The sequence below is a fragment of the Uruburuella suis genome, from assembly GCF_004341385.1.
Classification (GTDB): domain Bacteria; phylum Pseudomonadota; class Gammaproteobacteria; order Burkholderiales; family Neisseriaceae; genus Neisseria; species Neisseria suis.
Genome location: NZ_SLXE01000048.1, coordinates 1 through 11,953, shown reverse-complemented (window position 1 = coordinate 11,953; position 11,953 = coordinate 1). Strand labels below are relative to the sequence as shown.

At 54.4% G+C, this 11,953-nt stretch carries 16 protein-coding genes; 15 read left to right on the top strand and 1 reads right to left on the bottom strand.

Features of this window, described 5'->3' with window-relative positions:
- Nucleotides 1-339 precede the first annotated feature (339 nt).
- Nucleotides 340-1,239 carry a LysR family transcriptional regulator gene (locus EV680_RS11420; RefSeq protein ID WP_132954870.1) on the bottom strand — a complete coding sequence of 300 codons (900 nt, stop codon included), beginning with the start codon at nucleotides 1,237-1,239 and terminating at the stop codon, nucleotides 340-342.
- A gap of 98 nt (nucleotides 1,240-1,337) precedes the next feature.
- Between EV680_RS11420 and EV680_RS11415 the strand changes: the two genes are divergently transcribed.
- From EV680_RS11415 to EV680_RS11345, 15 genes are all read left to right on the top strand, one after another.
- Nucleotides 1,338-1,769 (top strand): CidA/LrgA family protein, encoded by a 432-nt coding sequence (locus tag EV680_RS11415; protein ID WP_243650406.1) that lies wholly within the window; start codon nucleotides 1,338-1,340, stop codon nucleotides 1,767-1,769.
- A gap of 27 nt (nucleotides 1,770-1,796) precedes the next feature.
- Nucleotides 1,797-2,495, top strand: a complete 699-nt coding sequence (locus tag EV680_RS11410; protein WP_132954869.1) for an LrgB family protein — start codon at nucleotides 1,797-1,799, stop codon at nucleotides 2,493-2,495.
- 268 nt (nucleotides 2,496-2,763) lie between these two features.
- A complete protein-coding gene (locus EV680_RS11405) occupies nucleotides 2,764-3,033 on the top strand; it encodes a YihD family protein (protein WP_132954868.1) in 270 nt (89 codons plus the stop codon).
- Between the two features lie 264 nt (nucleotides 3,034-3,297).
- The gene (gene rnc / locus EV680_RS11400) at nucleotides 3,298-4,017 is read left to right on the top strand and encodes a ribonuclease III (RefSeq protein WP_132954867.1); all 720 of its coding nucleotides are present in this window, start codon (nucleotides 3,298-3,300) and stop codon (nucleotides 4,015-4,017) included.
- Between the two features lie 59 nt (nucleotides 4,018-4,076).
- Nucleotides 4,077-4,994: a GTPase Era gene (gene era, locus EV680_RS11395; protein ID WP_132954866.1), complete on the top strand. Its 918-nt coding sequence runs from the start codon at nucleotides 4,077-4,079 to the stop codon at nucleotides 4,992-4,994.
- 215 nt (nucleotides 4,995-5,209) lie between these two features.
- A complete protein-coding gene (mnmM, locus tag EV680_RS11390) occupies nucleotides 5,210-5,779 on the top strand; it encodes a tRNA 5-(aminomethyl)-2-thiouridylate-methyltransferase MnmM (RefSeq protein ID WP_132954865.1) in 570 nt (189 codons plus the stop codon).
- A 55-nt stretch (nucleotides 5,780-5,834) separates the two neighbouring features.
- Complete coding sequence (locus EV680_RS11385) at nucleotides 5,835-6,206, top strand: SirB2 family protein (RefSeq protein ID WP_132954864.1); 372 nt, start codon at nucleotides 5,835-5,837, stop codon at nucleotides 6,204-6,206.
- A 15-nt stretch (nucleotides 6,207-6,221) separates the two neighbouring features.
- A complete protein-coding gene (gene folK, locus EV680_RS11380) occupies nucleotides 6,222-6,719 on the top strand; it encodes a 2-amino-4-hydroxy-6-hydroxymethyldihydropteridine diphosphokinase (protein WP_132954863.1) in 498 nt (165 codons plus the stop codon).
- 23 nt (nucleotides 6,720-6,742) lie between these two features.
- Nucleotides 6,743-7,390: a deoxynucleoside kinase gene (locus EV680_RS11375; RefSeq protein WP_132954862.1), complete on the top strand. Its 648-nt coding sequence runs from the start codon at nucleotides 6,743-6,745 to the stop codon at nucleotides 7,388-7,390.
- A gap of 208 nt (nucleotides 7,391-7,598) precedes the next feature.
- Nucleotides 7,599-8,390 (top strand): 3-methyl-2-oxobutanoate hydroxymethyltransferase, encoded by a 792-nt coding sequence (panB, locus tag EV680_RS11370; RefSeq protein WP_132954861.1) that lies wholly within the window; start codon nucleotides 7,599-7,601, stop codon nucleotides 8,388-8,390.
- Between the two features lie 4 nt (nucleotides 8,391-8,394).
- Complete coding sequence (locus EV680_RS11365) at nucleotides 8,395-9,042, top strand: hypothetical protein (protein WP_132954860.1); 648 nt, start codon at nucleotides 8,395-8,397, stop codon at nucleotides 9,040-9,042.
- Nucleotides 9,043-9,072: 30 nt separating this feature from the next.
- Nucleotides 9,073-9,909 carry a pantoate--beta-alanine ligase gene (gene panC, locus EV680_RS11360; RefSeq protein WP_132954859.1) on the top strand — a complete coding sequence of 279 codons (837 nt, stop codon included), beginning with the start codon at nucleotides 9,073-9,075 and terminating at the stop codon, nucleotides 9,907-9,909.
- A 169-nt stretch (nucleotides 9,910-10,078) separates the two neighbouring features.
- Nucleotides 10,079-11,035, top strand: coding sequence for a glutathione synthase (gene gshB / locus EV680_RS11355; protein WP_132954858.1), 957 nt, complete (start codon nucleotides 10,079-10,081; stop codon nucleotides 11,033-11,035).
- A gap of 13 nt (nucleotides 11,036-11,048) precedes the next feature.
- The gene (locus EV680_RS11350; protein ID WP_132954857.1) at nucleotides 11,049-11,444 is read left to right on the top strand and encodes a diacylglycerol kinase; all 396 of its coding nucleotides are present in this window, start codon (nucleotides 11,049-11,051) and stop codon (nucleotides 11,442-11,444) included.
- Complete coding sequence (locus EV680_RS11345; protein ID WP_132954856.1) at nucleotides 11,441-11,845, top strand: diacylglycerol kinase; 405 nt, start codon at nucleotides 11,441-11,443, stop codon at nucleotides 11,843-11,845. Before EV680_RS11350 ends, EV680_RS11345 begins: the two co-directional genes overlap by 4 nt.
- Nucleotides 11,846-11,953: the final 108 nt, after the last annotated feature.

Genomic DNA, 11,953 nt, shown 5'->3' with positions numbered 1-11,953 from the left:
GCAGGTGTATTAGGGTTGTGTGAGAGCTCCCTTTTTACACCTGCTTTCCTTTTTATTCAATGTTATGACAAGTAATTGTGAACAGACCCTAGGGGTATCGAATCAAACAGGCCGTCTGAATATCGTAGGTACGATTAGCCGCCAAAGCGGCGTAATCGTACGCATGAGCTACGGCACACAGGTTTTCATGCGTAGGCATGAGCTTATCCTGCATAACTTTTTGCTACAGCACGCAAGTTTGCATGCGTACTGTATGACTTTTTTTACGGCAAGCAAGTTCGCATGCGTACGATTATGCTGCGCTAATCGTACCTACGTATTCAGACGGCCTAATTTTTCTCACAGCGCCTGCCCGAAGCTTTCCTGCACCACGCCGATCCAGGCTTTGAGCGCGGGTGTGGGCGGTTGGTGTTTTTTCCAGGCCATCGCCAGCCGCCAATGGATTTCCGGCTCAATCAGCGGCACGGCGGCGTGGGTGGCGGGGTTGAGGCGGTCGGCATAATAGGCGGGCAAAAGCGCGAGCCCCATGTTTTGCGCCACCATATTAATGATTAAATCCCATTGGCTGGTGCGGCACACCACATTGGGCTCGAAGCCTTGCCCGCGACAGGCTTGGTCGATGATGTTGCTCAGGGCGAAGCTTTGGGTAAACAGCACAAATGATTCGTGCCTGAGCGCGCGCAGCGGCAGCGCGCTTTTTTTGGCGGCGGGGCTGTCGCGGCGCACCACCACCATCAGCGGATAGTCGCACAAGTTGATGTGTTCGAAAGCATCGCCCACCGGCTCGAGCAACACGCCGACATCCAGCGCGTTATCGAGCAGCGCTTTTTCGATGGTGTGGGCGCCTTCTTCGAGAAAGGCCAATTCGATTTGCGGCCAGCGCTGGTGATAGTGGAAAAGTGCGCCGGTGAGCAGATTGCTGCCGAGCAGCGAAATGCCGATGCGCAAAGTGCCGGTTTTCACTTGACGGTAGTCGTCGATTTCCTGATAGAGGGCGCGCCGCTGCTCCAGCAGGCTGAGGGCGTGGCGGTAAACGATGCGGCCGATTTCGGTGGGCTCGAGGCTGCGTTTGCGCCGGCCGCTGTGTTTTTCCAGCAAGGGCACGCCGAATTCGGCTTCGAGCGCAGCGATGATTTTGCTCACGCTGGGCTGGGTGAGGCAGAGTTTGTCGGCGGTGGTGGAAAAGCTTTTGCTTTGCACCAGCTCGGTGAAGCATTGCAGGCTTTTGAAATCCGGCATGGTTATTCCGATTCGGCATAATGATTTGTTTAATTATTCATATTATGCCGTTTTCAGACGGCTATAATCAAGTCATAGATGAATTTAAAGGAATATTTATGTTGGCCGGCTTGAATATGCGCATGGGTGCGGTAAGTTATTTATATCATCACAAATGGGTGCGCCTGGCGCGCCAGCTCTCGCTGATTATGGCGGTGTGGCTGGCCGGCGTGTTGGTGTGCCGCGTGGTGGCGCTGCCGGTGTCGCCCGGCATTGTGGGGCTGTTTATCATGTTGGCTTTGCTCGGCAGCGGGGCGGTGAAGATGGAAGCGGTGGAAGAGGGCGCAAAATTCGTGTTGGGCGAATTGGTGTTTTTCTTTTTGCCGATTATCGTGGCGGTGGTGAAATACAAAGATTTGTTTATCGCTTCGGGCTGGCAATTGCTGGTGTGCATTTTTGTCGGCACCGTGCTGGTGATGCTCAGCACAGCGTTGACCTTGAGCTATTGCTATAAATGGCGCCGCCGTTTGTTCAAACGCCGCCACGCTTGAGCAGAAATACCGAGATAGGATAACAAGATGAACGCAATTGCTTTGGCCTGCTTGGTGTGGACGGTGGCCGCTTATTGGCTGGCCAAAAAAGCCTATGCGCGCAAGCAAGTGGTGTGGCGCTCGCCCGCGCTCACCGTGCCGGTGCTCACCATTGCGCTGATGCTGGCGTTGGGCATTTCTTATGAACAATACCAAACCTACACCCATTGGATTGTGGCGCTTTTGGGGCCGGCCACGGTGGCTTTTGCGATTCCGATTTACCAATACCGCGCCGTGATTCGCCGCCAGATGGTGATTTTGGGCGCGGCGGTGGTGGTGGGCATGGTGGTGGGCGTGGGCAGCGCCTTTGTGTTGGCGCATCTGTTTCATTTTAATGAAGAAGTAACCAACAGCCTGATGGCGCGCTCGATTTCCACACCGTTTGCGATTGTGCTGGCCGACCAGATTCACGGCTCGGCCACGCTGGTGTCGCTGTTTACTGTGATGACGGGCTTGGTGGGCATGATTTTCGGCGATATTGTGCTGGCTTGGGGCAAATTCCGCTTTCATTTGGCCAACGGTGCGGCTTTCGGTAATGCCGCGCACGGCTTTGGCACCTTTCGCGCCGGCCAACGCCACAGCGACGAGGGCGTGATTGCCAGCCTCACCATGATTTTGGCCGGTCTCTTTATGGTGCTGGCAGGGCCTTCGTTGGTGAAACTGATTGTGTGGCTGTCGATTTTGTGAGGCGTAGTAGCCTACCTTTAGACCGTCTGTTTCAGACGGCCTTTTTTTAATCAGGCGGCCGTCTGAAAAAAGTTCAGACGGCCTTTTTCTGCTTGTCTGCCCCGGCCGGATGGTGGACAATATTTGCCATCTATTCAGGCTTTATACCAATTCGAAAAAATAACCTAACTTCGTTGTCTCGCCTTGCCGTACCATCTGTACTGTCTTCGGCTCGCCGCCTTGTTAGCTTACTTTTTTGAATTGGTATTATCCAGGTAAAGGAAAAATCATGCACAACCACCGCGTAAACGAATTGCTCGAGCTGCTCAAACCTTATTGGCTCAAAGAACCCACGCTGAGCCTGACGCAAACTTTGCAAAAAATCGCCGCCGAAGCCGGCTCCGAAGCGCCGCTGGCCGATCTTGGCGACGAAGTGATTATTTACCAGCTGAAAATGAGCACGCAAGACAAGCTGGCGCCGATTCCGGGTTTGCAGAAAGATTATGAAGAAGATTTTAAAAGCGCCTTGCTCAAGGCGCGCGGCATTGTGCCGGATTAAAGGCGGCATGTTTTGCCGATTGCCGGCAAACACAGCCAAGCAACTGGTTTCACACCGTTTCGCAAGCGACAAACTTGCTGCACGATATGAAACCAGTTGTTTCGCCATAGGCATCTGCACCGCTGTGCGTGCAAAAGTAGGTGAAGCGGCGTGAATACGGTACAATGCGCGCATTGTTTAACCCAGCCTTAACCCTTTTCAGCGTTTGCCGCCCCAACACAGGCGCGAGCACGGAAAAGAATTGGGGCTGCCGATGGAGCAGCCATGAAAACCAATCCCGCAAAAATGCGTGCGCTCGTGCAAATAGAGCGCGCAATCGGCCATACATTTGCCGACCAGCGCCTGCTCGTGCGCGCGCTCACCCACCGCAGCTTTTCCGGCGACAACAACGAGCGTTTTGAATTTATCGGCGATGCCGTGTTGGATTATGCCGTGGCCAAAATGCTGTTTGACGCTTTTCCCAAATTGAGCGAAGGCGAGCTTTCGCGCCTGCGTGCCAACTTGGTGAATGAAGCGGTGCTGGCGGAAATCGCGCTCGAAATGAATATGGGCGACGCGCTTTTTTTAGGCCCCGGCGAATTGAAAAGCGGCGGCTTCAACCGCCCATCGATTTTGGCCGATGCGCTGGAAGCCGTGTTTGCCGCCGTGAGCTTTGATGCCGATTTCAACACCGCCGAGCAAGTGGTGCGCCGCCTGTTTGCCGCGCGGGTGAAAACGGTGGATTTCAAAAACCAGGGCAAAGATGCCAAAACCCTGCTGCAAGAAGCCTTGCAGGCGCGCCGCCTGGCCTTGCCGAAATACCGCATTGAAAAGCAAACCGGCGAGGGCGACGATGCGCGCTTTGAAGTGTCGTGCGATTTGGGCGAGCTGGGCTTTATCTGCAGCGCCGAAGCAGGCAGTCGCAAAGCCGCCGAGCAGCAAACCGCCAAAGAAGCGTTGGCGTGGCTGGCGCTAAACCGCCCGCTGAAAAAAGCCAAAAAATAATTTCAGACGGCCTTGGTGTTTATTATCAATCAAGGCCGTCTGAAACACAGGAGCAATCTATGAGCAATGAATTCCAACTTCCCGATGCCAATGGCTACCGCTGTGGCTTTGTGGCCATTGTCGGCCGTCCCAATGTGGGCAAATCCACGCTGATGAACCATTTAATCGGCCAAAAAATCAGCATCACCAGCAAGAAAGCGCAAACCACGCGGCACAAAATAACCGGTATTTATACCGATGACACGGCGCAATTCGTGTTTGTCGACACGCCCGGTTTTCAAACCAACCACCGCAACGCGCTCAACGACCGCCTGAATTTGAATGTAACCGAAGCCATCAGCGGTGTGGACGTGATTGTGTTTGTGGTGGAAGCGATGCGCTTCACCGATGCCGACCGCGTGGTGCTCAAGCAATTGCCCAAGCACACGCCGGTGTTGCTGGTGGTGAATAAAATCGATAAAGACAAAGCCAAAGACAAAACCGCGCTCGATGCCTTTATCGCCGAAGTGCGCGCCGAATTCGATTTTGCCGGCGTGGAAGTGGTGAGTGCCAAGCACGGCTTGCGCATTGCCAATCTTTTGGAAACACTCAAGCCTTTTCTGCCCGAGAGCATTCCGATGTATCCCGAAGACATGGTTACCGACAAATCGAGCCGCTTTCTGGCGATGGAAATCGTGCGCGAAAAATTGTTTCGCTATCTGGGCGAAGAGCTGCCTTATGCCATGAATGTGGAAGTGGAGCAGTTTGAAGAGGAAGAAAGCGGGCTTTACCGCATTTATATTGCCGTGTTGGTGGATAAAGACAGCCAAAAAGCCATCCTCATCGGCAAAGGCGGCGAGCGCCTGAAAAAAATCTCCACCGAAGCCAGGCTGGATATGGAAAAGCTGTTTGACACCAAAGTGTTTTTAAAAGTGTGGGTGAAAGTGAAATCGGGCTGGGCCGACGATATCCGCTTTTTGCGCGAGCTGGGTTTGTAAACCGTTTACCTTTCAGACGGCCTGCCTGCTTGATTATTTATTCCTCTTAATAGTGAAATAAAATATAGTGAAATCAAAGAAAAACGGATACAAAAATAAGAAATCTCAAAGCGTGTGTAAGGTATGTGGCGCAGCCACGCACGCGGTTTAAACGGCTTCTGTGTACATGGTTTGTTATATGCGCCTGTATCAGTTTTTCATTCATTTCACTATACATGAACCAAATCGACAACATCATCCCTTTTGCCCACAAGCTTTTGCGCGCCGCTTTAAGCAACGGCAGCCGCGCGCTCGACGGCACGGCGGGCAATGGGCACGACACTTTGCTCTTGGCCGAATGCGTGGGTGAAAAGGGCAAAGTGTGGGCGTTTGATATTCAGCCGCAGGCGCTGGCCAATACAGAAGGCCGTCTGAAAGCAGCGGGCTTGGCAAACCGGGTGCAATTGGTTTCAGACGGCCACGAACATTTGGCTCAATATATTGCCGAACCTTTGCATGCCGCGCTGTTTAATTTCGGCTGGCTGCCCGGCGGCGAAAAAAGCTGCACCACCAAAGCCGCCACCAGCTTGGCTGCACTTCAAGCTGCGCTGGATTTATTGCAAACAGGCGGTTTGCTTCTGGCGGTGCTTTATCCCGGCCACGAAGCGGGGCGGCAGGAAGCCGAAGCGGTGGAAGCTTGGGCGCAGGCGCTGCCGCAGCAGCAATACACGGTGCTGCGCTATGCCTTTGCCAACCGGCGCAATCAGCCGCCTTATTTGTTGGTGCTGGAAAAGATTCACGCATAAAGAATGTTTGTTACAATACAGGCCGTCTGAAAAGAAACACAAGGAAAGCCAAACCATGCAATATCTGTTGGTCAAACACAGCCACATCACTTTTGTGGCCATCACCATCATTTTATTCAACCTGCGCTTCTGGCTGCGCTTTGCCCGCCCCGAAAAGCCGCTGGCGGGCATATTAAAGGTGTTGCCGCATTTTAACGACACTTTGTTGCTTTTCACCGGCTTGTGGCTGATGAAAATCACCCATTTCAGCCCGTTTGGCAATGCCGATTGGCTGGGCGTGAAGCTGTTGCTGCTGTTGGTGTATATCGGCATCGGCATTGTGGCCATTAAATCCGCGCCGCGTTCGGGCAGAGCCAATGCAGGCTATGCGCTGTGCATGGTGTGCGTGCTGGTGATGATTTATTTGGCACGCTACAAACCTTTTTAAAAAGCCGTCTGAAACATGAATACACCGCAAACCGCCGTGATTGCGCTGGGCAGCAATCTGGACAATCCGGCTGAAAAAGTGCAGGCCGCACTTCAAGCTATTGATACGCATCCGCAAATTGCCGTGCAGCGCATATCTTCGCTCTACCGCACCGCGCCGGTGGGCTATGCCGAACAGCCCGATTTCATCAACGCCGTGTGCCTGATCGACACCACGCTTTCGGCACAAGCTTTACTGGCCGCGCTGCACGATATCGAAGCGGCTTTCGGGCGCGAACGCAGCTTTCGCAATGCCCCGCGTACGCTCGATCTCGATATTATTGATTATGCCCATTGCCGCCACAGCAGCGATGCGCTCACGCTGCCGCACCCGCGGGCGCACGAGCGCAGCTTTGTGATGCTGCCTTTGGCCGAAATCGCCCCCGATTATGCGCTTGGCAGCTACGGCACAGCCGCCGGGCTGGCTGAGCGCTTGGGCGGCAGCGGCATCGATCTTTTTTCTCCACCCATTTAATTTCAGTCACACAGGAAACCGGCATGGATTATCGTTATATTGTTGTAGAAGGCTCCATCGGCAGCGGCAAATCGGAAGTGAGCCAGCGCTTGGCCGGCTATTTCAATGCGCTTTATCTCACCGAAAGCCCCGAGCGCAACCCTTTTCTGGAGCAGTTTTACCTCAATGCCGCCAACCACGGCCTGGCCACCGAGCTTTATTTTCTGATGCGCCGCGCCGAAGCGGTGGAGGTGATCAACACCGAAGAAGAAAAAAACGGCCGCATTGTGGCGGATTTTTTGCTGGAAAAAGACCAGATTTTCGTGCCCACCGTGCTCAAAGGCGGCGACCCGGGCAACGAGCAAACACTGTTTTGGGAAATGAAGCGCAAAGTGATGCCCGAATATCCCGTGCCCGATTTGGTGGTGTATCTGCAAACCTCCGACGAATTGGCGCAAAAGCGTCTGCAAAAGCGCAACGGCGGCATGTTGAATTTGTTTCCCGCCGGCTATCTGCAACAAATCCACGATGAATACCGGCGCTTTTTCCACCTTTACCAAAACGCGCCGCTTCTGATTGCTAATGCCGATGAAATGGATTTTGCCGGCAACGACGATCACTTTGAAATGCTGCTGCGCGCCATGAGCAATATGCAGGGCAGCCGCCATTATTTGAATTTGAATGAAGTGTGAGCATTCAGACGGCCTTTAGGCCGTCTGATACCAATTCAAAAAAGTAAGCTAACAAGGCGGCGAGCCGCAGACAGTACAACTAGTACGGCAAGGCGAGACAACGAAGTTAGGTTATTTTTTTGGATTGGTATGAAATATTGAAATACCCCAAATCCGCGCCATATTCAAAGCGTTTGCCGTTTGGCCGTCTGAACACATAAGGAACACCATGATTACCGTCAACACCCTGCAAAAAATGAAAACCGAAGGCGAAAAAATCGCCATGCTCACCTGCTACGAAGCCAGCTTTGCCAGCCTGATGGAAGCGGCCGGCGTGGATGTGTTGCTGGTGGGCGATTCGCTCGGCATGGCCGTGCAGGGGCAAGCTTCCACCTTGCCGGTGCGCCTGCAGGATATGTGCTACCACACATCCGCCGTGGCACGCGGCAGCAAAGAGGCCATGATTGTGGCTGATCTGCCTTTCGGCGCTTATCAGCAAAGCAAAGAGCAGGCTTTTGCCGCTGCCGCCGAATTGATGGCCGCCGGCGCGCATATGGTGAAACTCGAGGGCGGCGTGTGGATGGCGGAAACCACTGAATTTCTGCAATTGCGCGGCATTCCCGTGTGCGCCCACATCGGCCTCACGCCGCAATCGGTGCACGCTTTCGGCGGCTACCGCGTGCAAGGCAAGGGCGACAAAGCGGCGGCACTGATGAACGATGCAAAAGCGCACGATGAAGCTGGCGCGGCGATTGTGCTGATGGAATGCGTGCCCGCCGAAATGGGCCGTCGCGTGACCGAAAGCCTGCGCTGCCCCACCATCGGCATCGGCGCCGGCGTGGATTGCGACGGCCAAGTGCTGGTGATGCACGACATGCTGGGCGTGTTTCCCGGCAAAACCGCCAAATTTGTGAAAAACTTTATGCAGGGGCAAACCAGCATACAGGCGGCGGTGAAAGCTTATGTGGATGCGGTGAAAGCGCAAACTTTCCCGGCAGCAGAGCATACATTTCAAGCATAAATAAATGACTGCTTTCTTTATACTGCGTAGCACCCAAAGCCGACGCGCCCGCTTTAAAATGGCCTTGGGTGCGTGGTTTTTGATGCTGACGTTTGTCGGGCGGATGATGCTAGGCCGCAGAGGAAATAGCGGCATGATGAAGCTGGCTGCAAGCGCAAAGCTGGCAAGTTGGCCGCTTTGGAAATGGATACTTCTGGGCAGCGTGTCGGGGTTGCCGTTTTATTATATGGTTTTCAGCCTGAAAAGCTGGTTTCAGTTTGAATGGCTGCCGCAGGAAAAAGCGTTTTCTTATACCGAACACACAGGCCCGCATCGTAAACAACCGAAGCTTTATCCTGTGGCGGATTATGAGGCGGTGGTTGCCGCATTTACTGTTGGTAACGATTTGATGTGGCGTTGGCGCCTTTATCTCATCCCTCAAAGCCGTTTCATGGCAGTTTTGATGCTGTATGAAGAAATATGTTTGGAGAAAATCGAGAAATTCCCTGCTGAGCGTTTGATGCCGCCTGAATTTTTATTAATGAAAAAGAATGTGGCACAACTGACCGGCTTGCGAAATGGCGGTAGTTTGGGCGTCATTGAAGCAGAAGAAATAGCTTGGCGTTATCGTCAGCACAATCAATCCGCTATTTCAGATTTAAACAGCCGTTGAATCGACAATGGTGTAAAGAAAGTTTTCAAAATGCAAATCATCCATACCATCCAAGAATTACGCCAATGGCGCAAAAGCGCCGGCACCGTGGCCTTTGTGCCCACCATGGGCAATCTGCACGAGGGCCATCTGGCGCTGGTGCGCGAAGCCAAAAAACGCGCCGACAACGTGGTGGTGAGCATTTTCGTCAACCGGCTGCAATTCGGCCAAGGCGAAGATTTCGACCAATATCCGCGCACCTTGCAGCAAGATGCCGACAAACTCAAAGGCGAGGGCGTGGCGGTGGTATTTGCGCCCGATGAAAAAGCGCTCTATCCGCACGTGGCGCAGCGCTACAACGTGGAGCCGCCCAATCTGCAAAACGAATTGTGCGGCAAATTCCGCCCCGGCCATTTTCGCGGCGTGGCCACGGTGGTGAGCAAACTTTTCAATATCGTCGAGCCGCAACTGGCCTGCTTCGGCAAAAAAGATTACCAACAATTGGCGGTGATTCAAGGCTTTGTGGAAGACTTGAATGTCAACATCGAAATCGTGCCGGTAGACACCGGCCGCGCGCCCGACGGCCTGGCATTATCCAGCCGCAACCAATATCTGAGCGAAACCGAGCGCGCCGAAGCGCCGCACCTTTACCGCGAGCTGTGCATCATGGCCGAAGCCATCAAAGCGGGCAACCTTGATTATGCCGGGCTGGAAAACGCCGCCACGGCGGCCTTGGTGCAATCGGGCTGGGTGGTGGACTACATCGAAGTGCGCCACGCCGGCAGCCTCGAAGTGGCGCATGCCGGCGACAAACAAGTGGTGATACTCGCCGCCGCACGTTTGGGCAAAACCCGCCTGATCGACAATATCGAAGTGGATTTGAGCTGAAAGCAGGCCGTCTGAACGCGCAACGTTCAGACGGCCTGTTTGCTGTGTTTTGCCCACTTTAAAAGCAGTTGTTTGCCGGCCGGATGCATGAGTTTCCTTTTCTGCCGCCCCGCTTTCAGACGGCCTTAAAGCCCTGTATGATAAGCCCCTTACCCAACCAGGACACACCATGAATATCCTGTTTATCGCCGACCCAATGGCGACATTCAAAACCTATAAAGACACCACTTATGCCATGATGCGCGAAATGGCCGCGCGCGGCTGGCAGCTTTCACACACGCTCAGCAGCGAATTATCGGTGGCCGGCGGCGAAGTGGTGGCCGCAGCGGCCGCGTTTGAATTTATCGGCGCCCAAAGCGATGACGACCACCATTGGTTTGCCGAAAGTGCCAAAGCGCAAAAAGCCCTGCATCACTACGATGCCGTGATTATGCGCACCGACCCGCCGTTTGACATGCAATATCTTTATGCCACCCAGCTGCTCACGCTGGCGGCAGAGCAGGGCGCAAAAGTGTTCAACAGCGGCCAGGCCATGCGCGATTTCAACGAAAAATTAGCGATTCTGAATTTCAGCCGCTTCACCGCGCCCACGCTGGTGAGCACCCGCAGCGCCGATGTGCGCGCCTTTTTGGCCGAACACGGCGACATCATCGTGAAGCCGCTCGACGGCATGGGCGGCATGGGCATTTTCCGCCTTACCGAGGCCGACCCCAATATCGGCAGCATACTCGAAACCCTGATGCAGCTCGACACACGCACCATCATGGCGCAGCGCTATATTCCCGAAATCGTGCACGGCGACAAGCGCGTGTTGGTGATTGGCGGTGAAGTGGTGCCGTTTGCCCTGGCACGCATTCCGCAAAACGGTGAAACGCGCGGCAACCTAGCCGCCGGCGGCCGCGGCGTGGCGCAGGAATTGAGCGCGCGCGATCGCGAAATCGCCGAAACGCTCGCGCCCGAATTGGTGCGGCGCGGCATTTTGCTCGCCGGGCTCGATATCATCGGCGAGCACCTCACCGAGGTAAACGTGACCAGCCCCACCGGCTTTCAGGAAATCATGAAGCAAAAAGGCTTTGATGTGGCTGCGCATTTTGCCGATGCCGTGGCCGCTTGGGCTGAAGCATAAAGGCCGTCTGAATATGTACACGCCCAAAACTTATGCCGAAAAAATGAAAGGCAAACGCGGCTGGCGCCGCATCGCCAACGCGCTGGGCTATTCCTGCCACGGCGTGCGCTTTGCCTGTGCCGAGCCGGGCTTCCGCCAGCTTTTGTGGCTGCACGGTGCTTTGATGCTGATTTTATGCTTTGCCGGCTTCGGTTTGGCCGTGAGCATGATTTTGGTGCTGGCTTCGTTTGTTTCGATTGTGGTGGAATTGCTCAACACCGGCATCGAAGCGGCGGTGGACCACACTTCGCAAGAGCAGCACGCCTTGGCAAAAGGCGCCAAAGATGTCGGCTCGGCCGCGCAATACATCATGCTCGCCGCGCTGGCAATTTTATGGATTATGGCCATCATAGGAAGCACATCATCATGACCCGAGAATCTTACGCTCAGCAAGTGAAGGGCAAAAAAGGCGTGCGCCGCATTTTCAACGCTGCCGGCTATTCCAAAGACGGCTTTTGCTCGGCCTACCGCTACGAAAGCGCCTTCCGCCAATTGGTGTGGCTCAACGGCGCTTTGCTGGTGCTCGCCTTTGTGCTCGATTTCGGCCCCGCCTCGCGCATGATGCTGATCACTGCCTCGTTTATTTCGCTGATTGTCGAATTGGTCAACACCGCCATCGAAGCCGCTGTGGACCACACCTCCACCGCGCAACATGAATTGGCCAAGCGCGCCAAAGATGCCGGCTCGGCAGCGCAAACCTTGGCGCTGGTGCTTTTGGCGCTGCTGTGGCTGATGGCTTTGTGGCGCGAATACGGGCTTAACCTTTTTTAAGGCCGTCTGAAAATTGAACTGCACCCCAAAAGTTGGACACCCCCATCCAACCCATAAAGGTGCAGTTTTCTTATGAACAAATATACCGTAGACTTCAAATACCAAGCC